Origin of the sequence: Rhizobium sp. 1399 (assembly GCF_031455475.1) — a bacterium.
Lineage (GTDB): Bacteria > Pseudomonadota > Alphaproteobacteria > Rhizobiales > Rhizobiaceae > Rhizobium.
In genome coordinates, this window is the sequence record NZ_JAVDSU010000005.1 from 128,497 (window position 1) to 151,114 (window position 22,618).

At 60.2% G+C, this 22,618-nt stretch carries 22 protein-coding genes and 1 pseudogene; 9 read left to right on the forward strand and 14 right to left on the reverse strand.

The genetic code is table 11. From position 1 onward, the window contains the following. Positions 1–5: 5 nt before the first annotated feature. The 9 genes and pseudogenes from J2X71_RS18055 to J2X71_RS18095 form a co-directional block, all read right to left on the reverse strand. Positions 6–482, reverse strand: a complete 477-nt coding sequence (locus J2X71_RS18055; RefSeq protein WP_007826506.1) for a chemotaxis protein CheW — start codon at positions 480–482, stop codon at positions 6–8. A gap of 76 nt (positions 483–558) precedes the next feature. Beyond that, on the reverse strand, positions 559–2,379 hold the full coding sequence (locus J2X71_RS18060; protein ID WP_310383534.1) for a methyl-accepting chemotaxis protein: 1,821 nt from the start codon (positions 2,377–2,379) through the stop codon (positions 559–561). A 170-nt stretch (positions 2,380–2,549) separates the two neighbouring features. Next, positions 2,550–3,986, reverse strand: a pseudogene (locus J2X71_RS18065) (methyl-accepting chemotaxis protein); the annotation flags it as partial. Between the two features lie 827 nt (positions 3,987–4,813). Continuing rightward, on the reverse strand, positions 4,814–6,751 hold the full coding sequence (locus tag J2X71_RS18070) for a methyl-accepting chemotaxis protein (RefSeq protein ID WP_310383538.1): 1,938 nt from the start codon (positions 6,749–6,751) through the stop codon (positions 4,814–4,816). Between the two features lie 225 nt (positions 6,752–6,976). Continuing rightward, positions 6,977–8,689, reverse strand: a complete 1,713-nt coding sequence (locus J2X71_RS18075) for a methyl-accepting chemotaxis protein (RefSeq protein ID WP_310383539.1) — start codon at positions 8,687–8,689, stop codon at positions 6,977–6,979. 30 nt (positions 8,690–8,719) lie between these two features. Continuing rightward, a complete protein-coding gene (locus J2X71_RS18080) occupies positions 8,720–9,229 on the reverse strand; it encodes a chemotaxis protein CheW (protein WP_310383541.1) in 510 nt (169 codons plus the stop codon). Beyond that, a complete protein-coding gene (locus tag J2X71_RS18085) occupies positions 9,226–11,289 on the reverse strand; it encodes a chemotaxis protein CheA (RefSeq protein ID WP_310383543.1) in 2,064 nt (687 codons plus the stop codon). Before J2X71_RS18085 ends, J2X71_RS18080 begins: the two co-directional genes overlap by 4 nt. After that, positions 11,286–11,654: a response regulator gene (locus J2X71_RS18090; protein ID WP_112544064.1), complete on the reverse strand. Its 369-nt coding sequence runs from the start codon at positions 11,652–11,654 to the stop codon at positions 11,286–11,288. The genes J2X71_RS18085 and J2X71_RS18090 overlap by 4 nt, the downstream gene beginning before the upstream one ends. Further along, positions 11,651–11,980 carry an STAS domain-containing protein gene (locus tag J2X71_RS18095; protein WP_310383547.1) on the reverse strand — a complete coding sequence of 110 codons (330 nt, stop codon included), beginning with the start codon at positions 11,978–11,980 and terminating at the stop codon, positions 11,651–11,653. The genes J2X71_RS18090 and J2X71_RS18095 overlap by 4 nt, the downstream gene beginning before the upstream one ends. Before the next feature lie 343 nt (positions 11,981–12,323). Here J2X71_RS18095 and J2X71_RS18100 point away from each other — a divergent pair, with 343 nt between their 5' ends. Next, the gene (locus J2X71_RS18100) at positions 12,324–14,069 is read left to right on the forward strand and encodes a chemotaxis protein (protein WP_310383549.1); all 1,746 of its coding nucleotides are present in this window, start codon (positions 12,324–12,326) and stop codon (positions 14,067–14,069) included. Between the two features lie 12 nt (positions 14,070–14,081). On the opposite strand, the gene J2X71_RS18105 is transcribed toward J2X71_RS18100, so the two are convergent. Both J2X71_RS18105 and J2X71_RS18110 read right to left on the reverse strand, forming a co-directional pair. Further along, positions 14,082–15,161, reverse strand: a complete 1,080-nt coding sequence (locus tag J2X71_RS18105) for a tetratricopeptide repeat protein (protein WP_310383550.1) — start codon at positions 15,159–15,161, stop codon at positions 14,082–14,084. 10 nt (positions 15,162–15,171) lie between these two features. Next, positions 15,172–15,825: a thiamine phosphate synthase gene (locus J2X71_RS18110; RefSeq protein WP_310383552.1), complete on the reverse strand. Its 654-nt coding sequence runs from the start codon at positions 15,823–15,825 to the stop codon at positions 15,172–15,174. A gap of 108 nt (positions 15,826–15,933) precedes the next feature. On the opposite strand from J2X71_RS18110, the gene J2X71_RS18115 reads away from it, so the two are divergent. After that, positions 15,934–16,698 carry a sulfite exporter TauE/SafE family protein gene (locus J2X71_RS18115; protein WP_310383554.1) on the forward strand — a complete coding sequence of 255 codons (765 nt, stop codon included), beginning with the start codon at positions 15,934–15,936 and terminating at the stop codon, positions 16,696–16,698. A 65-nt stretch (positions 16,699–16,763) separates the two neighbouring features. After that, positions 16,764–17,024 carry a helix-turn-helix transcriptional regulator gene (locus J2X71_RS18120; protein ID WP_025669780.1) on the forward strand — a complete coding sequence of 87 codons (261 nt, stop codon included), beginning with the start codon at positions 16,764–16,766 and terminating at the stop codon, positions 17,022–17,024. A 154-nt stretch (positions 17,025–17,178) separates the two neighbouring features. Here J2X71_RS18120 and J2X71_RS18125 read toward each other — a convergent pair whose 3' ends face one another. Then, on the reverse strand, positions 17,179–17,352 hold the full coding sequence (locus J2X71_RS18125; protein ID WP_007826474.1) for a YdcH family protein: 174 nt from the start codon (positions 17,350–17,352) through the stop codon (positions 17,179–17,181). 230 nt (positions 17,353–17,582) lie between these two features. Here J2X71_RS18125 and J2X71_RS18130 point away from each other — a divergent pair, with 230 nt between their 5' ends. From J2X71_RS18130 to J2X71_RS18155, 6 genes are all read left to right on the forward strand, one after another. After that, positions 17,583–17,786 carry a YdcH family protein gene (locus J2X71_RS18130; protein ID WP_007826473.1) on the forward strand — a complete coding sequence of 68 codons (204 nt, stop codon included), beginning with the start codon at positions 17,583–17,585 and terminating at the stop codon, positions 17,784–17,786. Between the two features lie 16 nt (positions 17,787–17,802). Continuing rightward, a complete protein-coding gene (purE, locus tag J2X71_RS18135; protein ID WP_007826471.1) occupies positions 17,803–18,297 on the forward strand; it encodes a 5-(carboxyamino)imidazole ribonucleotide mutase in 495 nt (164 codons plus the stop codon). Continuing rightward, positions 18,294–19,361 (forward strand): 5-(carboxyamino)imidazole ribonucleotide synthase, encoded by a 1,068-nt coding sequence (locus J2X71_RS18140; protein WP_310383984.1) that lies wholly within the window; start codon positions 18,294–18,296, stop codon positions 19,359–19,361. The genes purE and J2X71_RS18140 overlap by 4 nt, the downstream gene beginning before the upstream one ends. Positions 19,362–19,538: 177 nt before the next feature. Continuing rightward, complete coding sequence (gene ykgO / locus J2X71_RS18145) at positions 19,539–19,664, forward strand: type B 50S ribosomal protein L36 (protein WP_007826467.1); 126 nt, start codon at positions 19,539–19,541, stop codon at positions 19,662–19,664. 99 nt (positions 19,665–19,763) lie between these two features. After that, positions 19,764–20,381, forward strand: coding sequence for a hypothetical protein (locus tag J2X71_RS18150; RefSeq protein ID WP_113181450.1), 618 nt, complete (start codon positions 19,764–19,766; stop codon positions 20,379–20,381). 78 nt (positions 20,382–20,459) lie between these two features. After that, positions 20,460–21,509, forward strand: coding sequence for an alpha/beta hydrolase (locus J2X71_RS18155; protein WP_310383563.1), 1,050 nt, complete (start codon positions 20,460–20,462; stop codon positions 21,507–21,509). Here the strand turns inward: J2X71_RS18155 and J2X71_RS18160 are convergent. Beyond that, a complete protein-coding gene (locus tag J2X71_RS18160; RefSeq protein WP_310383565.1) occupies positions 21,461–22,264 on the reverse strand; it encodes an SDR family oxidoreductase in 804 nt (267 codons plus the stop codon). The two genes, J2X71_RS18155 and J2X71_RS18160, sit on opposite strands and share 49 nt — an antisense overlap. Beyond that, complete coding sequence (locus J2X71_RS18165) at positions 22,261–22,590, reverse strand: nuclear transport factor 2 family protein (RefSeq protein ID WP_310383566.1); 330 nt, start codon at positions 22,588–22,590, stop codon at positions 22,261–22,263. Before J2X71_RS18165 ends, J2X71_RS18160 begins: the two co-directional genes overlap by 4 nt. Positions 22,591–22,618 lie beyond the last annotated feature (28 nt).

Sequence of the window (22,618 nt, forward strand, 5' to 3'; positions counted from 1 at the left end):
GGGCCTCAGGCGGCCGATTGCAGGACAGTGGCATCCTCGCGCGACAGAAGCCGGGCAAGGTCGACGATGACGACGAAGCCGTTCTCGCGGCGCACGACACCAGCAATATAATCCGACCGCCAGCGTACGCCGATATCCGGTGCGGACTCGATCTGCTCGCGACGGAAGGGCGTCACTTCGAAAACGCGATCGGCAACGAGGCCGAGCGTCAGAAGGCGATTTTCCATCGGAACGTCTAGAACCAGCACGCGCGTGTGCGGCGTCGGCACTGTCTTCGACATGCCGAGCTTCAGGCGCAGATCGATCGTCGGAACACCCTGGCCGCGCACGTCGCGCAGGCCGAGCAGATAGTCGGGACCATTCGGAATCTTGAATGCTTCCGCATAGTCGAGGATTTCGCGCACCACCTCCACTGGAACGGCGAAGATCTCCTCGCCGAGGCTGAAGGTCACGAATTGGGCTTCCAGAGATGTTGTTGCCATGATCAACCGCTTTCCTTGGATTCGGGCGCCCCCATTATCGGAGACGCCTGTTAACATATTGAAAGGACCTGGATGCTCAGGCGCTTTCCTTGAACTCGGCATCCCCGTCGTCCGGCCCACCCATGGAGAGGTCGAGGGCAAAGCCCTTGGCGCGCGCCTGCTGGGCGGCAACCGTATTGGTGGCCGTGGTCTTCTTGCCGACCGGCTTGCGACCTCCGGTCGGAACCGGCGTGCGCACCGTGACCTTGGCAGCCGGAGCGCGGGACAGGCGGTTGCCGGCCGTGTCCACCTTGAAGAAGGCGATCGAGGCCTGCAATTCCTCAGCCTGGGTCGCCAGCTCTTCGGAGGTCGCCGACATCTCTTCGGAGGCGCCGGCATTCTGCTGGGTCACCTTGTCGAGCTGCTGGATCGCCTCGTTGATCTGGGCTGCACCAATATCCTGCTCGCGGCATGCGGCGCTGATCTCGGAGACCAGTTCCGCAGTCTTGCGGATATCCGGAACCAGCCGGCCGAGCATGTCGCCGGCTTCCTGCGCAGCTTTCACCGTATCGCCGGACATCGCACTGATTTCAGCGGCTGCCGATTGGCTGCGTTCTGCAAGCTTGCGGACTTCGGATGCGACGACCGCAAAACCCTTGCCGTGTTCACCGGCACGCGCAGCTTCGACGGCGGCGTTCAGGGCCAGCAGATCGGTCTGGCGGGCGATTTCCTGAACGATGCCGATCTTCTCGGCAATCGTGCGCATCGCAGCCACAGCCCGGTTGACGGCATCGCCGGAATTCTCCGCATCCTTGGCGGACTGGCGGGCGATCTTTTCGGTCTGGGCGGCGTTGTCGGCATTCTGCTTGATGTTGGAGGCCATCTCTTCCATCGAAGCGGAAGCCTCTTCAGCCGAAGCCGCCTGTTCGGTCGCACCCTGCGAGACCTGCTCGGAGCTGGCCGAGAGTTCCTGGCTGCCGGACGAGACGTTTTCCGCAGCGGCAATCGCATCGGCGACAACACCACGCAGGCGCTCCACCATCTGCTCCAGAGCAATACCCAGCGTATCCTTCTCGGACAGAGGCTTCGGAGACACCGTCAGGTCGCCGTTCGAGATCTGGTTGGCGATCTGCGCCGTGTTACGCAGGTTGCCGGTCATCCTCGTCATGGAATTGACCAGGTCGCGGATTTCGTCATTGCTCTTATGCTCGATGTCCTGTTCGAGATCGCCGATGCTGACGGCATCCGCGAGCTGGACTGCACGCTTGAGGCCACGGGAGATATTGAGCAGGATCCAGATGGCGGCAGCAGAGGATATGATGATCAGACCTATCGTCATCATCACCAGCATGTTGCGCGACTGGGCATACTGGTCGTTGGTAGCGGCGTCGGTTTCGGCGACATTGCCGGTCACGGTGTCGTTCAGCTTGGTGAGAATGCCGAGAAGCTGGGTCGTCACCGCCTGGCCTTCGCCCATCGAAATGACGCCGGCCTGGGTGTTGGATTCGGTGGTGTTCTGCTTGGCGAGGTCGGCAACACGATCCTGCAGCGCCGTCCACTTGCCGTAGAGATCGCCGAACTGAGCCATGCCATTCCTGATGTCAGGGTCTTCCGAAGTGGCAAGGCGAGCCTGCAGTGTCTTGATCTGCTCGCGCTGCTGCGAGATCTCATCGACATAGCCGGCGATCTTGGTCGCATCGGTATTGATGATCGCATCCTTTTCGGCGCGGATGGAACGCATCACGGCATCGGAGAGATCACCGGAATCGCGCAGATTGGCGACCGGACCGGCAACCATGACCGAGATGTCGCTATTCAGCGACGAGAGATTGTAGATCGAAAGACCGGCCATGGCGCAGGTCAGGAGAACGATGAAACCGAACACCAGGCCCAGTTTGAGTTTGATCGTGAAGCGCATTCCAAGACCCCTTTAGGACTGCAGCGGATATCCCGCGAAATGACACATTGTGCCGCCGTAAAAACGCTTCATGCGTTGCCGGCCGAGCCGGTGTGCCCCGGCGCTTCCATGCGCCGGCCGTAACGGGGCCGCTGTTGCCGCGGCCCCAATGCCTGTCCGCCGGGAAGCGCTTACGCGCTTTCCCGGAAATCATCGTCCGCCGTGTCCGGTCCGCCCATGGACATGTCCAGGGCAAAACCCTTGGCGCGGGCTTGCTGAGCGACAATGCCGTTGGCGGCAGCCGCCTTGCCGACCGGCTTGCGAGGTGCAGATGGAGCCGGGCTGCGCGTGGTCACCTTGGCAGCCGGTGCGCGACCCTGGCGGCCACCCGTCGCCATTGTCTTGCCACCCGCCGTATCCACTTTGAAGAAGGCGATCGACGTCTGCAGTTCCTCGGCCTGGGCAGCGAGCTCTTCGGAGGTTGCAGACATCTGCTCGGAAGCACCCGCATTCTGCTGGGTTACCTTGTCGAGCTGCTGGATCGCCTCGTTGATCTGCGACGCACCGACATCCTGCTCGCGGCATGCAGAGCTGATCTCCGCCACGAGTTCCGCCGTCTTTCTGATGTCAGGCACCAGGCGGCCGAGCATGTCCCCGGCTTCCTGGGCGGCAGTGACGGTATCGCTCGACATGGCGCTGATTTCCGCTGCCGCCGACTGGCTGCGCTCTGCAAGCTTGCGCACTTCCGAAGCGACGACTGCAAAACCCTTGCCGTGTTCGCCGGCACGAGCCGCTTCCACCGCAGCGTTGAGTGCGAGAAGGTCGGTCTGGCGGGCAATTTCCTGAACGATGCCGATCTTCTGGGCGATCGTACGCATGGCCTCGACGGCGCGGGAAACGGCGCTCCCGCTCATCTCCGCATCCTTGGCGGATTGACGCGCGATCTTTTCCGTCTGGGCGGCATTGTCGGCGTTCTGTTTGATGTTGGCGGCCATCTCTTCCATCGAGGAGGAGGCTTCCTCGGCCGCCGAAGCCTGCTCGGTGGCGCCCTGCGATACCTGTTCGGAGCTCGCCGAAAGTTCCTGGCTGCCGGCCGAAACATTCTCGGCGGCCGCAATTGCGTCCGCGACGACATCGCGCAAACGCTCCACCATCTGTTCCAGCGCGGTGCCGAGTGTATCCTTGGCTGAAAGCGGCTTCGGAGAAACCGTCAGGTCGCCGGCAGCAATCTGCGTGGCAATATCGGCAGTGATGCGAAGGTTGGCAACCATGCTTTGCATCGCGATGCCGAGCGTATCCTTGGCCGAAAGCGGCTTGACCTCGACCGAGAGGTCGCCTTCTGCGATCTGGTTGGCAACATCGGCGGTAGCGCGCAGGTTGTTCACCATGCCGAGCATGGCAATACCGAGCGTATCCTTGTCGGAGAGCGGCTTCGGTGTAACGCTGAGGTCACCATTCGAAATCTCGTTTGCGATGCCAGCGGTATTGCGCAGATTATCCGTCATGACGTTGATCGTGTTCACCAGATCCTTGATCTCGTCGTTGCTCTTGATCTCGACCTTCTGGTTCAGATCGCCGATGGCGACGGCGCTAGCGACGTTCATAATCTTGCGCAGGCCACTGTTGATGCCGAGCGCGATCCACAGTGCGGCGGCAAAAGCGATAACGGAAGCGCCGATGGCGATGCCGATCAGCAAGTTTCTGGTGTTGCTGTAGAGGACTTCAGTATCGTTGTCGGCTTGCGTCATCGACTTCTGCTGAAGCGCGACAAGCGTCGTAAAGACGTCTTCCAATTCTGTGACGATGGCCCGAACCTCTCCACCGGAATAGGCCGTGGCCCCTGCCCTGTCGCCATTTTCCTGGATCAAGGCGACTTTGTTGGAACCTTCCACGAAACGTTTGCTCAGCTCGACCAGCCTGTCCCACGTAGGCTTGCCGTCAGCCGTTGCAAGCTGCTGACCGCCTGTCGCGAATGTGAGCAATTCATCCATGCTCTTTGCCGAATTTTCGTAGTGTTTCCTGGCTGCTTCAGGATCCATTTCCAAAAGGGCGTTCTTCTGCCATCGGATAGCATCGAGCTCGGCAGCTTTGGCTTCCAGAGCCAGCTCCAGTCTTTTTGAAGGACCTGCGATCAGGTTGCCGACGGCATCGTTCAGGGAGCTGAGGCTGATAATTCCAAAGACTGCACTACCCACTAGCAACAATATGACAAAGCCGAACGCGGCTGCGAGCTTGAGCTTGATCGTGATACGCATCGCAATACCCCTATTTGAAAGCGACGGAATAAGTGTGGACCGGTGGTTTCCTGGGCGCGGCGTCACGCAGCAAAAACATTCCGGAGGCGAAGACAGTTATCGAAGAAATTGCGATCTTGCGTCCGGGGTTCCTGGGCACCGAATGCTTGTGGTCAGGGGCCATAAGCCTGGTCCCTGACGGTATTGGAGCGAGAAAGCGCTCAGGCGCTTTCGCGGAAATCATCGTCGCCGGCGTCCGGGCCGCCCATCGACATATCCAGGGCAAAGCCCTTGGCGCGTGCCTGCTGGGCGGCAACCGTATTGGCGGCAGTGGTCTTCTTGCCGACCGGCTTACGGATTGCTGCCGGAGCCGGGCTGCGGACCGTAACCTTGGCGGCCGGCGCGCGGGACTGGCGGTTGCCGGCCATGTCCACCTTGAAGAAGGCGATCGACGTCTGCAGTTCCTCGGCCTGGGAGGCGAGCTCTTCCGAGGTCGCAGACATCTGCTCAGAGGCACCGGCATTCTGCTGTGTCACCTTGTCGAGCTGCTGGATCGCCTCGTTGATCTGGGCTGCCCCGATATCCTGCTCGCGGCACGCCGAGCTGATCTCGGAAACCAGCTCCGCCGTCTTGCGGATGTCGGGCACCAGACGGCCAAGCATATCGCCCGCCTCCTGCGCAGCTTTCACCGTATCGCCGGACATCGCACTGATTTCAGCGGCTGCCGATTGGCTGCGTTCTGCAAGCTTGCGGACTTCGGATGCGACGACCGCAAAACCCTTGCCATGCTCGCCGGCACGCGCCGCTTCCACGGCAGCGTTCAGCGCGAGAAGGTCGGTCTGGCGCGCGATCTCCTGGACGATGCCGATCTTCTGCGCGATCGTGCGCATGGCATCGACGGCGCGGGAGACGGCTTCGCCGCTGGCTTCGGCATCCTTGGCCGACTGGCGGGCGATCTTCTCGGTCTGGGCGGCATTGTCGGCGTTCTGCTTGATGTTGGAGGCCATCTCTTCCATCGAGGCCGAAGCCTCTTCGGCGGAGGCGGCCTGCTCCGTCGCACCTTGAGAAACCTGCTCGGAGCTTGCCGAGAGTTCCTGGCTGCCCGCAGAGACGTTCTCGGCAGCCGAAATCGCATCGGCAACGACGCCGCGCAGGCGCTCGACCATCTGCTCGAGCGCAGTGCCGAGCACATCCTTTTCCGAAAGCGGCTTCGGTGAAACGGTCAGGTCGCCGTTCGAGATCTGGTTGGCCACTTCGGCAGTTGTGCGCAGGTTGGTCACCATGCTCTGCATGGCGATGCCGAGAGCATCCTTATCCGACAGCGGCTTTGCGTCGATCGAGAGGTCCCCCATGGCGATCTTGTCGGCAAGGGCCGCAGTGCTGCGCAGGTTGGCGGTCATGATATTGACCGTGTCGATCAGATCCTTGATCTCATCATTGGTCTTGATCTCGACCTTCTGCTCGAGATCGCCTTTCGAGACGGCTTCCGCGATGAAGGCAACCTTCTTCAGGCCACGGTTGATACCGAAAGCGATCCAGACCGCGATGGCCGTCGAGAAAACGAACAGCACCGCCGCCATGCCGATCAGGGCGCTGCTGGAATTGTCGTATTGGACATTCGTCGCTACATCGGTGGCGTGAAGATCTTCAACGATATGATTGTTGAGCTCGCCCAGGATCTTCAGGAGATTATCGGTGATCTTGGCACCTTCGCCCATAGAGATCTGAGCGGCATGCGCGTTGCTTTCAGCAGTGTTCTGGGTCGCCAGATCAAGGATCTGGTCCTGCATCCGTGTCCAGTTCGGATAGACCGAACGGAATTCTGCGAGCTTGCTGACGATTGCCGGATTGGTCTCCTTGTCGAGCTCGGACAGCCGGTCGTCGATAGTCTTCCGTTCCTGCGCGACCGTGTCCCGATATCCGGTGATGGCAGCCGGATCCGTGTTCATAATGGCATTTTTCTCGGCGCGGATCGATGCGGCGACCGCATCAGAAAGCCCGCCCGAATTCAAAAGGTTCTTGGCAGGACCAGCAACGATATCGCTGATGGCGGCATTGAGTGAATAAAGATTGGAAATGGCAAGACCTGCCATCCCAAGCGCCAGTAATATTACGAGACCAAAAGCAATACCTAGCTTCATTTTAATGGTGAAACGCATCTCTATCCCCTGAAAGCGGAAAATACTGTCTCGCAAGGCGGCCCGTGAGCAGATCGCCAGTAAGTAAAACCAATGAAGAGCCAAAAAAGGGGGACAGCGAGTGATTCACTTCCCAGCAGTCGGACATCTAGTGATCACGACGCTAACGCATACACACGTTGCGGGATATTTCGGTCCGAGGCCGCCGAAGCGGCCGCGGAGAGTTTCGGTTGACTGCGAAGCCGCTTAAGCGCTTTCGCGGAAATCGTCGTCACCGGCGTCGGGGCCGCCCATCGACATGTCCAGAGCAAAGCCCTTGGCACGTGCCTGTTGGGAAGCGACGGTGTGGCCGTGATTGTGGTTCTGCGTAGCCGGAGCTGGCTTGCGTGGGGCAGCGGCCGGAGCCTTGACCACCTTGGCAGCCGTCTTTGCAGCGGTCTTCCGTACGCCAGCACGGGTCGCGCCTGCCGTATCGACCTTGAAGAAGGCGATTGAAGCCTGCAGTTCCTCGGCCTGAGCAGCAAGCTCTTCAGAAGTAGCCGACATTTCTTCCGAAGCACCGGCATTCTGCTGGGTCACCTTGTCGAGCTGCTGGATCGCCTCATTGATCTGCGAGGCGCCGATATCCTGTTCGCGGCAGGCGGCACTGATCTCGGAGACGAGTTCGGCAGTCTTGCGGATATCCGGAACCAGGCGGCCAAGCATTTCGCCGGCATCGCGGGCGGCCTTGACCGTGTCGCTCGACATGGAGGAGATCTCCGCGGCTGCCGACTGGCTGCGTTCTGCAAGCTTGCGCACTTCCGAGGCGACGACCGCAAAGCCCTTACCGTGCTCACCGGCACGCGCGGCTTCGACGGCGGCGTTCAGGGCTAGCAAATCAGTCTGGCGGGCGATTTCCTGAACGATGCCGATCTTCTCGGCAATCGTGCGCATCGCATCGACGGCGCGGTTGACAGCATCGCCGGAAGCTTCCGCGTCCTTGGCGGATTGGCGGGCGATCTTCTCGGTCTGGGCGGCATTGTCGGCATTCTGCTTGATGTTGGCAGCCATCTGCTCCATCGAAGCGGAAGCCTCTTCAGCCGAAGCCGCCTGTTCGGTCGCACCCTGCGAGACCTGCTCGGAGCTGGCCGACAGTTCCTGGCTGCCCGAAGAAACGTTGTCGGCGGCAGACAGGGCATCGGCAACGACACCGCGAAGGCGTTCGATCATGATATTGACGTTGCCGAGCAGTTCGCCGATTTCGTCATGCGTGGTGATTTCGGCCATCTTCGTCAGGTCGCCTTCGGCAACTTCGCGGACAACGGTGTTGGCGCGGCTGAGACCCTTGCTGATGGTATTCGCGATCCAGAAGGCAGTGAGGACTGCAATCAGCAACGCTGTTCCGGCAACCGCGATCATCATCGTGCGCGTCGTGGCATACTGCTGGTCAGCGTTGTCATCCGCATCCTGCATGCGCTTTTTTTCGAGCGCCAGAATTTCATCGAGCGTGGAGTCAATATCGTTGGCTGCCTGGCGAGCCGTCGTAACCGAGACAGTGTTGGCGCCGTCCATATTGCCGCCTTTGATGAAATCTCGGATCTGGTCGTCTGCCTGATTGAATGCCTTGGAGAGTTCGGCAACGCGTTCCCAACGCGCTTTGCCTTCCTCGGTCGCAAGCTTCGTCACGGCAGCGAATGCGTCGGCGAAGTTTTTGCGGGCCTGGTTGCCCTTTTCGATTGCACCGGAAGCGTCGTCGGCATTGCGTGCGGTCAGAAGGTTCTTCTGCTGGCGGATGGCTTCGAGCTGGGCGATATTGATCTGTTGCGCCAGGTCGAGACGCGCGGCAGGACCGGCAAGAAGGTTGCCGATCGTATCGTTCAGCGAGCCGAGGCTGAAGATACCATAGGCAGCAGTGCCCATGAGCATGAGAATGATAAAGGTGAACGCGGTCACCAGCTTAGTCTTGATCGTCAATCGCATCGTTTTAACCCCTCAATGATTGGCCCCCGGCTAGTTGACGGCCCCCGCCGTCTCATGCCTCGATGAGAAAATCGCCTGCAAATTCGGAAGGATGATGAACTCGCCCCCCCTCTTGACCAGGCAGTTGATGTAATCCGCGCGCCAACGCATACCCACGCTTGGCGGTGGTTCGCTGGCGCTTTTCGTCAGCGTCGTCACCTCGTTCACCTTGTCGGTACGCATTCCCACGAGAGTCTGCTCCCCCTGCAGATCGACCTCGATGACGATGATGCGGCTGTCGATCGTCGCTTCCGAAGCTTCCATCCCAAAGGCGAGACGAAGATCGGCAAGCGGAATGACCTTGCCGCGGAAATTGATGACGCTGGCGACGAAGGGCTGGCTGCCCGGCACCGCCGTCTCGGGAAGCAGATCCAGGATTTCCTGGACGATTACCGCTTCCAGCGCGAAGGTTTCGCCATTGAGATCGAAGGTCAGAACTTCGATTTCCTCGGCGTAATTCCAGTGCTTGTCGAATTTTTCGGCTGTTGCTGCTGTGCTCATCCTGCCACGCGCAATTGCGCCTCCTGTTGCTGACCCGCGGCAACGAGGTGCCCGACGTCAAGAATGAGGGCGACGCTGCCGTCGCCGAGAATGGTAGCGCCAGAGAAGGTCGCCACGTCGTTGTGCAATTTCGACATCGACTTGATGACTGTCTGGTGGTCGCCGATGATCTGGTCGACCACGAGGCCGACACGTTCGGTGCCTGTCGAGATGACGACCACCTTCTGATGGACATCAGGCTTGGTGCCGGTGCGGAAGAGATCGCGCAGGCGCAGGAACGGCACCAGGCTGTCGCGCAGCGAGATGAAGCTGCGCCCACGCGAGCGGAGATCTTCTTCCAGCGACAGTTCAAGGCATTCCTCGACCGCCGAGAGCGGGATGACGTAGCGGCCGGAGCCGACACGCACCAGCAGGCCGTCGATGATGGCGAGCGTCAGTGGGATGCGAAGGGAGACTTCCGAGCCTTGCCCCGGCAGGCTGACGATCTCGATCGCACCACGCAGCGCCTCGACCGTCTTCTTGACGACATCCATGCCGACGCCGCGGCCGGAGAGATTGGTGATCTGCGCGGCCGTGGAGAAGCCGGGCGCGAAAATGAGCTGCAGCAATTCCTGATCGGAAAGCGGCTGGCCGGGCGCAATCAGGCCCGAGGATTCCGCCTTGGCGCGAACCCGCTCGCGGTTGATGCCGCGGCCGTCATCCTTGATCGAGATGATGACTTCGCCGCCGGACTGGTGGGCGGACAGCGTCACGGTACCGGCTTCCGTCTTGCCTGCGCCGAGGCGTTCGGCTGGCGGCTCGAGGCCATGGTCGATCGAGTTGCGGACCAGATGGACAAGCGGATCGGCAAGACGCTCGATGACGGTCTTGTCGACTTCGGTCGTTTCGCCCTCGGTGACGAGTTCGATGACCTTGCCGGTTTCGCGGGCGAGATCGTGTACGAGGCGGCGGAAGCGCGAGAAGAGCGTTCCGACCGGCACCATGCGCAGCACCATCATCGTGTCGCGCAGCTCACCGGAGAGACGTTCGATTTCTTCCGAAACCGAGCGTAGGGCAATATCCGAACTGGAGCTTGCCAGCTGACTGAGGCGCGACTGGGCAATGACGAGTTCGCCGACACGGTCCATCAGCTCGTCGAGCCGCTCTGCCGGAACGCGGACGTTTTCCTGTGCCTTTGCCTGGGCTGCCGCCTGAACAGGCGCTGGCGTTTCACGCTTCACCGGAACCGCCTCGACCGGGCGGAATTCTGGAGCAGCGGCGGGCACCGGTGCGACAGGTGCTGCGGCAACCGGAACGTCCGGAGCAGGAGCGACGTCCGTCTTTGTCTCGGCCGGTGCGGCTTGCGGGCCGGCGATTTCCTGAACGTCGAGCTCCATGTCATCCATGACGAAGATGAACACGTCGTCGATGGCCGAACGGTCCTGTTCGCTTGTCAGAATGACGTCCCAGGAAACGTAGAGCTCAGTCGGGACCAGATTATCGAGCGGCGGAATGCCTGATGTGTTTGCGCGGACTGTGCATTCGCCGAGATCGCGCAGTTCATCCAGAAGGCCGAGCGGGTTGGTGCCGTTGGCCATGGAATTTGCCGGCAGGCTGAAACGGATGCGCCAGGTCGTTTTCTTCTTGGTGGGAGCGGCGACGGCAGGGGCTGCAGCGGCAAGCGCGACAGCCTCCTTGACTTCGGCCTTGCCGCCGACGGCGGCCTGGAGCTGGGCAAGCAGCTTGTGGCCGGTATCGCCGTGATCGGCATCGGGCTGTTCGACGAGGGCGCGCATATGATCCTGCGCGGCAAGAACGGCGGCGACGAGCTCGGCGGTTGCCGGAACCTCACCCTTGCGGACACGGTCGAAGGCCGTTTCGCAATGATGGGTGAAAGCGGCAAGCGCCTCGAAGCCGAACATCGCACCCGAGCCCTTCAACGTGTGAAGGCCGCGGAACACGGCGTCGACGAGGTCCTTGTTTTCGAGGTCGTGGTTGAGGTCGAGAAGGCCGGCTTCGATCGCCTCGAGGCATTCGGCCGCTTCGGTACGGAATACTGCGACTGGATCAAGCGAGCTCATCTGCCAAGAACCTTCTTCACGATCTTAACGAGATTTTCCGGATCGAACGGCTTTGTAAGCCAGCCGGTGGCACCCGCGGCCTTGGCGCGGGCCTTGAGGTCCGCATCGGATTCCGTCGTCAGGAAGATGATCGGCACGCCGGCCTGAGCGGGCAGCTTCCGCAATTCTTCGATCATCGTCAGCCCGTCCATGACAGGCATATTGAGGTCGGTGACGATCAGGTCGAAATTGCCGCTCTTGGCTGTTGCCAGACCCTCGGCGCCATTGACGGCTTCGGTGACCGTGTAGCCGGCATTGGTCAGCGTGACCTTGGTAGTCAGGCGGATGCTGGCGGAATCGTCGACGGTCAGGATGTTTGCGCTCATAACGTCACCTCTTTATGCAACCAAAACTTCTTGTCTTCTTCATCGAAGGCCTCGGTAAATCCGGCCCGCTCAAGGACCTTGAGAAGCGGACCGCTGGCCGGAGCCGAAAGGGTAAAAGTCTTGCCTTCGGCCTTTGCCTGACGGCGGGCGGCTTCGATGAGCTGAAGAAAACTCAGATCCGCTTGCGCGTTTTCGGGAAGACTTAGAGTAATGTTATTATTGCCGCGAAATCGATCAATAATATTCGAATATACTTCCGAAGCATTACGAATGCTCAGAACTTCCGGAAGGGATATAGATTCGCAATATTGTGCCTGAGTATCCAATGCAGCCTCCATGGTCGGAGAAATACTTAACGACCATAAAAGGACTCTCATGACAGGCTTAACAGTGCGTAAACAGCGGTTGTAGGAAAGTGCAATTACCGCGAGTCCGGACTCCCTGAATTATCATCCAGGATAACTTATACTGAAGCTTTCTCATATGATAAAATACCACAAAAAAACAGATAGATAGCTCGACACCAACGCAGAACCTATCAATTCTTGCCGAATGCCTTCATAGGTTGTTAATCACAACGTTTACGAGTCTGCGGCGTTTACCTGCCGTTTCCATCCTGCCCGTAAAAATAGAGTCAAATTGCCTGTGTTTATAAGTAAAGGTACAAAAGTGACAAACGCGACGGCATCGGCACAGACTGCGCACTACGCATCAGGTTCGGATATCAGCCGTACCCTGGAATCGGCCCGCACCCAGGTCGAGGAACGCTTCCTCGAAGGTGGCACCGTCCTGCTGTCCGTGATGGATGTCCTCAATCGTCTGTTGACGTCACTGGACCAGATCACCAAGGCGCTGGACAACAATGAGGCGAGTGACACCAGCGCCGATCTCAATGCAACCGTCCAGAATCTGATCGAGCTTCCTGGCGCTGAGGAAAACCGCCAGCAGGCTCTGGCGGCACTTGCCCAGACCGGCTCGGAACTGCACCGGCATGTCGCGGATATGCAGGAAACGATGCGCTACCTGCGCACCTTCGCGGTCACGGTAAAGATAACGGGTGCCGGTCTCGCCGAATTCGCGGGCTTCGCCCAGGAAATCCTCGAGCGCATCTATTCGGGGACGGACGAAGTCAATCGCTTCGCCACCCATCTCGACAGCCTGCAGAAGGAGGTTAAGCTCGCCCTCTCCTTTGGCAACAGTCTCTCCAAAAGCTATGCCGACACCGTTCCTGCCGTCGCCAGGGCGCTTAAGGACGACGCAAAGAAGATTGCCGATCACCGCCAGAACCTCGGCGCCATCGCCCGAGACGTAGGCGCCATCGCTCGCGGCGTACAGGGCAAGGTCGCATCTACGCTTTCGGCGCTGCAGATCGGTGATATCACCCGTCAGCGCATCGAGCATGTGCAGAACACCTTTTCGCTGCTGGAGGATTTCTTCGCGAGCGAAGACGGCGCCAAGCTTGATGGCGATGCGCACAAGCGGCTGCAGAACGTCATTCACCACCTGACGGCCGCGCAGATGGCAGACATGTGCACCGACTTCCAACGGGATTCCCGCAATGTCGTAAAGACCATCGCGAGCTTCAGCCAGGATACGCAACAAATTCTGAGGTTGCGCGACCAGATGAGCGGTCAGAGCGACGGCAGCGGCGGCAATTTCATGCGTGCGCTGGAATCAAGCGTCTCTGCTGCCCACGAGATCGTCAAGCAGGTCGATACGGCGAGCCGTCAAGCCGACCAGGTCAGTCAGTCGACGCTCGGCACGGCCGCAACCCTTCTGCAGTCCATCGAGGCGATCCGCGCGGTCAAGACTGATATCCACTATATGGCGCTGAATACCAACCTGCGCTGCAGCCGTCTCGGTGAAGAAGGCAAGTCGATCAACGTCGTCACCGCCGAGTTGCGCATCTTTGCCGGCAAGCTCGATGATTCAGCCGATGCCATCGTCAATGGCCTGCCGGCGCTCGAGGCTTCGGCCGGACGTGTCGCTCCTGCCGCCGGCACCAAGAATGGAGGCCTTGCCGAAAGCCTCACCTCGGCCGTCGGCACGATCCGCGCTGCTGCCAACCTGATGGAAGACGAGCTCAAGGTACTTGCCGAACATGGCCGCGAGGTCGCAACCAGGATCAACCTGCTGATCGGCAAGCTCGATTTCCAGCATGATCTCGGCGACGTGCTCGCCCGTTGCGCCGACGTGCTGGAAACGGTGGCCGGCGACCAGATCGCCGATATTTCCGACATTGCCGAGGCAATCGCCCCGCTCGACCACAGGATCTTCAAGCTCTACACAATGGTGCAGGAACGCAATGTCCATCGCGACATCATTCCCGCCACCGAGGAAACAACGGCAGCGGCTCCTGCTGAGCCCGCCAAGGCCCAGAGCGACGAGGATCTGTTTGAGGACGCCCTTTTCTAGAAAGACCGCGGGTTAGTTGATGCGGCGGAACTTGTTCGCCGCTTCGATCGCCGCCTTCTGCTGGTCGTCCTCGATGCCGAGATAGAAATCCTCGAGCGAGGGGTCGCTCAACCCTGCGCGCCGCGACAGGACATACCATTTGGCAGCCTCGACCGGATCTGGCGCCGTACCGATGGCGTTGATGTAGAGATGCGCGAGCTTGTTTTGTGCAGCGACATTGCCCCTATTGGCGGCAATCTTCAGCCATTCGAAGCCGCGCACGTAATCCTTCGGCCCGCCGACGCCGTTGACCAGCCAGATACCCATGTCAAGTTGGGCCGTATCGAAGCCCGCCCGCGCCGCGCGCGCCATCCACTCGCGGGCCAGCTGCTTCTTGTCTTCGGGCAGGTCTGGCACCTGCTGATAGATCTGCGCTACCGCATATTGCGCGTCTGCGACGCCCTGCTCCCCCGCCTTTTCATAATAAGGCAGGGCAAGTTTCAATCCCTTGTCGCCGGGATTGTCGGCAACGAGCGTCTGCGCCCAATTGAATTCTGCGGATGAATTTCCGGCATTGGCCGCCTTGCGCATATATTCGTCGGCCTTCGCCTTGTCGCGCGTGACGTTATTGCCCTCCATGAGGAGCAACGCATATTTGAACATGGCAGTCGGATCGCCGCCCTCCGCCGCCTTGCCGTACCAGAAGGCAGCGTTCTTCATGTCCCGCTTAACGCCGAGGCCCTGCGACAGAATTTCGGCGATCAGGGTCTGGGCTGCTGGATCGCCGAGTTGCGCCCGTGGCAGCGCCTTGTCCATAGCGGTCAGATAATAGCCGCGCTGATAGGCGCCGAACGCCTCATCGATCTGACCCTTATATTCCTTTTCAGGTGGCAGGTCGGGCAGCTTCGCACCCATACGATCGAAAACCCCGACACCATCGGACGGCACAATACCCTGCGGCTGCGGTCGATCGGTACGGAATGTCTGGCTGGGCGTCGCCGAGGGCTCGGCAATCGCCCCATTTGCCTGCGCCGCCGCAAATTCCGGCCGGGCCGCCAGCAAGACGGTCATACAAAGGAGAGCGCATCTCGAAAAGCGGGCGGGGATCGGCATAAGCGCGATATCAATCCTCAAACCGTGGCGCTTTTTCGTCAAGCAAGGCATTGATCTGAGCCACGATCGAGGGCGCCTGAGCCGGCTCGGCAAATACGCCCATGCGCATCGCCACAAACTCGGCCCCAGTCTCCGCAACGGCAAGCGCGGAAGCCGGATCAGTGCCGCCCATGACGATGCACGGGATTTCGATCATCGACGCCCACCACTCGGCAAGCGCCAGGTTCTTCGGATGCGCCTCCGGCTTGATGTCGCCGTCGAGCTTGCCGAAGAAGATATAGTCGGGCCGCTCCTCGCCGACTGCGAGCGCTGTATGCCGGTCGGCGGCATTGCCGCCACCGACAATCAGCTTGTCGGCATAACGATCGATCGCATCGGCAATCTCGCTTGCCGGTCCGGCGATGTGCAGGCCATCGGCCTTCGAACGACCGACGACGCGGCTGTCGCCGGCAATCAGCGCCGCGGCACCGGCGTCCTGAATGATGGGCACGAGCTTTTCAGCGTGTTTCTGGAAGCTGCCGTCATCGAGACCGTATTGCGGCAGGATAACGGACGCGACATCACCGCCCTTCAACGCATCGGCAACGATCGCCGCCCTTTCATCGGCATCGGCGATATCGGGCACAACGAGAACAAGGCGGCAGCGGTTTTCCGGTTCGGTCATGAAGTCTTTCCATCTGCGGCGGTTTTTCCTGCTCTATGGCGGATCCGCACTCGTTTTGAGTGAGTAATTCCGATAGAGGGGGCTTGCAAGGGGAGGAACTTCAAAAGCATGCCGCAAGATCTGTCATTCTACTACGCCGCAATCCCGGCTGTCATTCTTGTCGGGCTTGCCAAAGGCGGGATGGGCGACGCTTTGTCGCTGATCGGCCTTCCCTTTCTCGCCCTCGTCGTAGCACCCGTCGAAGCCGCCGCGATCCTGCTTCCCATCCTCGTCTTCATGGACATGATATCGCTGGTCATCTGGCGCCAGCACGGCGACTGGACGACGCTGAAGATCATGCTGCCTGGCGGCCTTCTCGGCATTGCCTTCGGCTGGGCCACCTCCGCTCTCGTGCCGGGCAGCATGTTGCGCATTCTCATCGGCGCCGTCACCGTTGCCTTCTGTCTGCGTTATTTCTGGAACAATTTCGGCCCCGGCAAGGGTATAGCCATCCCGCCGCGACCCCAGCGCCCGGTACTGGCAAGCCTTTGGGGCACGTTTTCCGGTTACGGCAGCTTCGTTGCCCACGCCGGCGGCGCGCCCTTCCAGATTTACGCCCTGCCGCTCAAGCTGCCGCCACGCGAATTCACCGGCACCAGCGTGCGCTTCTTCGCCATTCTGAACGCTGTAAAGCTCGTTCCGTATTTTGCGCTCGGCCAGCTCGACACCCGCAACCTTCTGGCCTCTGCCACGCTCCTGCCCTTCGCCCCGCTGGCAACGATTGCCGGTGCATGGTGTGTGCGGCGCATGAAGCCGCAGATATTCTACCCCTTCATCTATGCCATGGCGCTGATCGCTGCTTTCCTCATCCTGCGCGAAGGCTTGCTCGAGTAGGGTTGTGTTCCGTTGCGATGCACAATTTCCTTGCTGCAAGAGCCTGTTTGACGTAGCTTTTTGTGATGTCGAACACGGACCCCTTCGCTGCGATTGCCGATCCGAACCGGCGGTTCTTGCTGGAGGAATTGCGGCGCGCGCCGAAGACGGTCAATGAGCTTGCCGAGGGCCTGCCGATCAGTCGTCCTGCCGTGTCGCAACACCTGAAAGCGCTGCTCGAAAGCAACCTCGTTTCCGTGACCTCGGAAGGAACGAAGCGCATTTACACGGTCAATAACCGTGGCTTCGACAAGCTCAATCTCTGGCTGGATCAGTTCTGGGCCTAAGGCGCCCCTCATCGTAAAAACGCCAGCCCGATGCCGCATGCAAGGGACTGGCGCTTGATTTCGGTTATTCACCGGGTCTTGCTTGATGGTCTAGAAAATTGGGGAATTTACCTTTTCTTTCACAAGACAGATGTCCGGCGATAGCCTGGAAAGATCAATGGACGGATGACTTGAGACGCTCGATCTCGTCCTTGATGCGCAACTTACGGCGCTTGCATTCGGCAAGTTCAGTATCGGAAATAGAGGGAGATGTTCTCAGGGCATGCAACTCCTCCTCGAGAGCGACATGCTTTTTCTGGAGCGATTCAAGATGAGCTTGAACAGTCATTTGACCCTTCCTTCCTCTTACCCTTCCCCAGCCATCCATTGCTGGAGATCCAAGGTGTCAACCAGCGGACTGTGACACATTTTTAAAGGCTTGTCGAAGGCCAAAAGATGGAGACTAAGCGGCAAATTCATGATCAACACTAACTTCCCGTTACCTCTATTTGGTGATAGGAGCTTGCGGAAATTATCGGCAGACCGGACAAGGTCCGAAGACGATTATGGGGAATATAAATGGCCGATCAGGAACAGGCGGAAATCAGGCTCATGGTGGCGCGTCTGCGCCAGGAGCACGAGGATTACGACGCCGCGATCAACGCCATGATTGAGACGGGCTGCGATGCCCTGCGCATCCAGCGCATGAAGAAGAAGAAGCTGGTCATCAAGGACAAGCTCTCCAAATTAGAAGACCAGATCATCCCTGATATCATCGCCTGAAGGAACGATTGTGACGATGACAGACAGACCACCAGTCGCCATTATCATGGGCAGCCAGTCCGACTGGGAAACCATGAAGAATGCTGCCGATACGCTGGAGGCGCTGGAAATCGAGTATGATGCGCGCATTATCTCGGCTCATCGCACACCCGACCGGCTCGTAACCTTCGCCAAGGGCGCACGTGCCGAAGGCTTCAAGGTCATCATCGCAGGTGCAGGCGGCGCGGCGCACCTTCCGGGCATGACGGCGGCAATGACGCCGCTGCCGGTCTTCGGCGTGCCCGTGCAGTCAAAGACAATGTCCGGCCAGGACAGCCTGCTGTCCATCGTTCAGATGCCGGGCGGCATCCCCGTCGGCACGCTTGCCATCGGCAAGGCCGGCGCGATCAATGCAGCACTTCTTGCTGCGGCAGTCCTTGCCCTCTCGGACGAGGAAATCGCAGAGCGCCTCGACGAATGGCGCGAGCGCCAGAGCGCCTCCGTCGCCGAATATCCGATGGACGATCTCTGATGGTCAGGACAATAGGCATCATCGGCGGCGGCCAGCTCGGCCGCATGCTTGGCATGGCCGCAGCCCGGCTGAACTTCCGCACAATCATATTGGAGCCGCAGGCCGACAGCCCTGCCGCTCAGCTCGCCAACCAGCAGATCGTCGCTGCCTATGATGACCCATCAGCGCTCGCCGAACTGGCTGGGCTCTGCGATGTCGTAACCTACGAATTCGAGAACGTGCCTGTCGCCGCTGCCGAAATGCTGGCAAAGAGCGTGCCCGTCTATCCGCCGCCGAGGGCATTGGAAGCTGCGCAGGACCGGCTGGTCGAAAAGCGCTTCATCAATGGTTGCGGCATCCCGACGGCTCGTTTCCATGCCATCGACAGTCAGGCCGATCTCGATTCGGCGCTAGCGGATTTCGGCAGCCAGGGCGTGCTCAAGACCCGCCGCCTCGGCTATGACGGCAAGGGCCAGATGGTCTTCCGGTCAGCAGCCGATAATGCTGAGGGCGCCTATGCGGAACTTGGCTCGGTGCCGCTCATCCTCGAAAGCTTCGTCGCCTTCGAACGCGAGGTCTCGATCATCGCCGCCCGCGCCACCGACGGTACTGTGCTCTGTTTCGACCCGGCCGAAAACGTGCACCGCAACGGCATCCTGCATACGTCGACAATTCCGGCGACAATCTCCGCCGCCACCGCCGATGCGGCGCGCAAGGCTGCCGAACAGATTCTCACCGCGCTCGATTATGTCGGCGTCATCGGCATCGAGTTCTTCGTGCTGGCCGATGGCAGCCTGATCGCCAACGAGATGGCGCCTCGCGTACACAATTCCGGCCACTGGACGGAAGCCGCCTGCGTCGTCTCGCAATTCGAGCAACATATCCGTGCCGTCGCCGGCCTGCCGCTCGGCAATCCGCGCCGCCATTCCGATTGCGTGATGCAGAACCTGATCGGCGACGATATCCTTGCCGTTCCGGACTGGCTGAAGCGTGACGACACGCTGGTGCACCTCTACGGCAAGACCGAGGCGCGCGTCGGCCGGAAGATGGGCCACGTGACGACGCTGACGGGCAAAGCCTGCTGAGCCGTTTGCCCGGCCGGCACCTGAAACCCACGGAAAAAAGCCTTCACGTGGTTGACACAAGGCGGAGGTCGGGTTATCTGCTCCCCCACCTAAAGAGCGCGCCCAGCCGGCGCGCTTTTGATTGTTAAAAGACACGGGCGAATGTGAATTCCCCCAGAAACATCGCGGATCAGAAAAATGAAGATCAAGAATTCGCTCAAGTCGCTCAAGGCGCGTCATCGTGACAACCGTCTCGTTCGCCGCAAGGGCCGCATCTACATCATCAACAAGCAGAACCCGCGCTACAAGGCTCGTCAGGGCTGATTGCGCGTATCCGGTTTGCCTGCCCTCAGGTGGGCATATCGGTTGGTCGCTTCGGTGATCACGCCAAATTTGTTTGATCTTCAGCGATGGCGGGCTAATATGTCCGCCATGCGCTTTTTTGCCTTGACCTCAGCGGCGCTGCCGCTTGCCCTCACCCTGTTCGCTCCTGCTCTCCCCGCTATGGCTCAGCAGAAAGACGTTATCGTCGAACAGCCGGCCGATTCCGATTCGTCTCCAAAGCAACGTCTCGACCAGCTCTATGGGCAGCTGAAGCGTGAGCGCGACCCCGACAAGGCAAGCAGCATCGCCAATCAGATCCGCATGGAATGGAACGATTCCAACAGCGCGACGATCAATCTCCTGATGCAATGGGCCGACAAGGCGATCGAGGAAAAGCGCAATCCGGCAGCGCTCGATTTTCTCGATGAAGCCATCGCCCTGAAACCCACCTATGCCGAAAGCTGGAACCGTCGTGCAACACTGAACTTCGTGCTCGGCAACTATCGCAAGTCGATGGCCGACATCGAACAGGTGCTGAAGATCGAGCCCCGCCATTTCGGCGCCCTGTCAGGCATGGCGGCTATCCTCGCCACCACGGGCAATGACCAGATCACCCTCAAGGCCTGGGAGCGCGTTCTGGATGTCTACCCCGCCGATCGCACCGCGCAGGAGCAGGTCAGCACGCTCTCGGAAAAGCTTGCCGGCAGCCGCACCTGACAGATCCGGCGCGCACTTGACGACGTAGGAAGGCGCACAATCTTAGCTCAATGATATCGTCACTGTGCGGTTAGTGCCATGCTTGCCGAAATCTCTGCCCTCCTCGCCCCCATCGCCGCCGCCATCGGCTATTCCTCCTACAAGGCCCGCCAGTTCGAACACGCCTATCCCAATATCGGCGAACTGACCGATATCGGCGGCTATAGCCTGAATGCCGTGCATGTTCCGCGCCCCGACACCGCCGATCTTCCGCCCCTGGTCTTCATTCATGGAGCAAGCGGCAATTTGCTCGACCAGACCGGCGCCTTCCGCGAAGCACTGGAGGGCCGCGCCGAGATGCTCTTCGTCGATCGACCCGGTCACGGCTACTCGGAACGTGGCGGGCCGGAAAACGCGCTGCCCTCAGGCCAGGCCGATGCCATTGCCAAGCTGATGGAAAAGCGCGGCATCGAAAAGGCTGTTATCATCGGCCATTCCTTCGGCGGCGCAATCACAGCGGCCTTCGGTGTCCACCATCCCGAGAAGACAGCCGGCCTGCTATTCCTCGCGCCGGCCTCTCATCCATGGCCGGGCGGCATCGATTGGTATTATCATGTCGCAACAACACCGCTTGTCGGCTGGCTCTTCAATCATGCGGTCGTCGTGCCCCTCGGCCTGCGGCGGTTGGAACGCGGCACGCTGAACGTCTTTCATCCCAATCCCCGGCCTCTCGATTACGTCGCCAAGACTGGTCCGTCGCTGGTGCTGCGGCCGCGCGCCTTTTACAACAACGCCACCGACTTCAAACGGCTCCATGAATATCTGACGGCCAACGCGCCACGCTATTCCGAAATATCAGCGCCAACCGTCATCATCACCGGTGACAAGGACGAGATCGTCTGGGAGCATCTGCATTCGCGTGGATTGGCGCGGGATATCAAGGGGTCGGAACTTATCATGGTTAGGGGCGTCGGCCACAAGCCTGACTATCTTGCGACCGACGTCGCCATTGCCGCCATGGAGAAGATTGCCGGCAAGGTGCGTGACCTTGCGGCGATTGCCCGCAAGGCGGAAGAGCGGCTTGCCGGCTCTTCCATCAATCAGACGGTTGGAACGGTACCGCCGTCGATCGTATATTCCGCGCCATGAATGGAGGCGGCGCGGGGCGAGGCCAGGAACGCCACGAGCTCCGCCACCTCTTCCGGGCGGCCCGGCCGGCCGATCGGTATGCCGCCCAGCGATTCCATCAGCAGCCTGCGGCCACCATCTTCATCGGTGCCGGCCTCATCAGCGATGCGCCGGATCAGGGCGGTGGCAGCCGTGGTCTCGATGAAACCCGGCGCGATCGTATTCACCCGAACGCCCTTCGGCCCGACCTCTTTCGACAATCCCTTGCTGTAATTCGACAATCCTGCCTTGGCCGCCGCATAGGCGAGTGTGGCTTCATATAGCGGCAGCCGCCTCTGGATCGAGGAAATATGGATGATGACGCCGTGGCCGCGCTCGATCATGCTGGGGAGGAATGCCCTATCGAGCCGCACCGGCGCGAGCAGATTGGCATTGATATCCGCCTGCCAATGTGCATCCGTCAGCGCAGCAAAACCGCCGCTTGGTGCCGATGAACCGCCGACATTGTTGACGAGAACATCGAGACCGCCGAAGACCTCCAGCACCCTCGACGCGACGCTATTCACGCCTTCCGCCGTGCTGATATCCGCCTGAACAAAGAGCGCGGAAGTCTGCCCCTCGGGCAGCGGCGAACGTGCGGTCGTCGCAACGCGTGCGCCGGCTGCGGAAAGTCGCCGCACGATCGCTTCGCCCATGCCCTTCGTGCCGCCTGTGACAAGAACGCGCTTGCCGGTGAACTCGTTCGGATCGAACGAAAATGCCGGTACGACAGTCATGCATTGATCTCCAGATGCTTGATTGCGCCGCCGGCAAGCGTGAAGTGATAGTATAGTGTGACAGGGCTGCCCGGAAAATTCCCGGAGACCAGCGCAGCCACAACCGGCTTGTCTGCGTCGCCGGAAATCTCCCTGGTATCGACCGTCACACCATATTTGCGCGTCGTCTCCTCCATCCATTCGCGGATGTCGACATGACCGCGCCTGTCCTCGCCCTCATCGTGCACGCTGGCATCTGCCGCAAAGCAGGCAAGCATGCCGTCGACATCCTTCTGATTCTTGGCGGCGTAATAGACGGCCAGCGGTTTCGGAAGCTCGATACTCATTCGGAAACTCCTCCTCGGTTGCTTCGCG

Coding starts and splice junctions, on each gene's coding strand:
- J2X71_RS18055 (WP_007826506.1), bottom strand. CDS start 482: ATGGCAACAACATCTCTGGAAGCCCAATTCGTGACCTTCAGCCTCGGC.
- J2X71_RS18060 (WP_310383534.1), bottom strand. CDS start 2,379: ATGCGCTTCACGATCAAACTCAAACTGGGCCTGGTGTTCGGTTTCATC.
- J2X71_RS18070 (WP_310383538.1), bottom strand. CDS start 6,751: ATGCGTTTCACCATTAAAATGAAGCTAGGTATTGCTTTTGGTCTCGTA.
- J2X71_RS18075 (WP_310383539.1), bottom strand. CDS start 8,689: ATGCGATTGACGATCAAGACTAAGCTGGTGACCGCGTTCACCTTTATC.
- J2X71_RS18080 (WP_310383541.1), bottom strand. CDS start 9,229: ATGAGCACAGCAGCAACAGCCGAAAAATTCGACAAGCACTGGAATTAC.
- J2X71_RS18085 (WP_310383543.1), bottom strand. CDS start 11,289: ATGAGCTCGCTTGATCCAGTCGCAGTATTCCGTACCGAAGCGGCCGAA.
- J2X71_RS18090 (WP_112544064.1), bottom strand. CDS start 11,654: ATGAGCGCAAACATCCTGACCGTCGACGATTCCGCCAGCATCCGCCTG.
- J2X71_RS18105 (WP_310383550.1), bottom strand. CDS start 15,161: ATGCCGATCCCCGCCCGCTTTTCGAGATGCGCTCTCCTTTGTATGACC.
- J2X71_RS18110 (WP_310383552.1), bottom strand. CDS start 15,825: ATGACCGAACCGGAAAACCGCTGCCGCCTTGTTCTCGTTGTGCCCGAT.
- J2X71_RS18115 (WP_310383554.1), top strand. CDS start 15,934: ATGCCGCAAGATCTGTCATTCTACTACGCCGCAATCCCGGCTGTCATT.
- J2X71_RS18120 (WP_025669780.1), top strand. CDS start 16,764: ATGTCGAACACGGACCCCTTCGCTGCGATTGCCGATCCGAACCGGCGG.
- J2X71_RS18125 (WP_007826474.1), bottom strand. CDS start 17,352: ATGACTGTTCAAGCTCATCTTGAATCGCTCCAGAAAAAGCATGTCGCT.
- J2X71_RS18130 (WP_007826473.1), top strand. CDS start 17,583: ATGGCCGATCAGGAACAGGCGGAAATCAGGCTCATGGTGGCGCGTCTG.
- purE (WP_007826471.1), top strand. CDS start 17,803: ATGACAGACAGACCACCAGTCGCCATTATCATGGGCAGCCAGTCCGAC.
- ykgO (WP_007826467.1), top strand. CDS start 19,539: ATGAAGATCAAGAATTCGCTCAAGTCGCTCAAGGCGCGTCATCGTGAC.
- J2X71_RS18150 (WP_113181450.1), top strand. CDS start 19,764: ATGTCCGCCATGCGCTTTTTTGCCTTGACCTCAGCGGCGCTGCCGCTT.
- J2X71_RS18155 (WP_310383563.1), top strand. CDS start 20,460: ATGCTTGCCGAAATCTCTGCCCTCCTCGCCCCCATCGCCGCCGCCATC.
- J2X71_RS18160 (WP_310383565.1), bottom strand. CDS start 22,264: ATGACTGTCGTACCGGCATTTTCGTTCGATCCGAACGAGTTCACCGGC.
- J2X71_RS18165 (WP_310383566.1), bottom strand. CDS start 22,590: ATGAGTATCGAGCTTCCGAAACCGCTGGCCGTCTATTACGCCGCCAAG.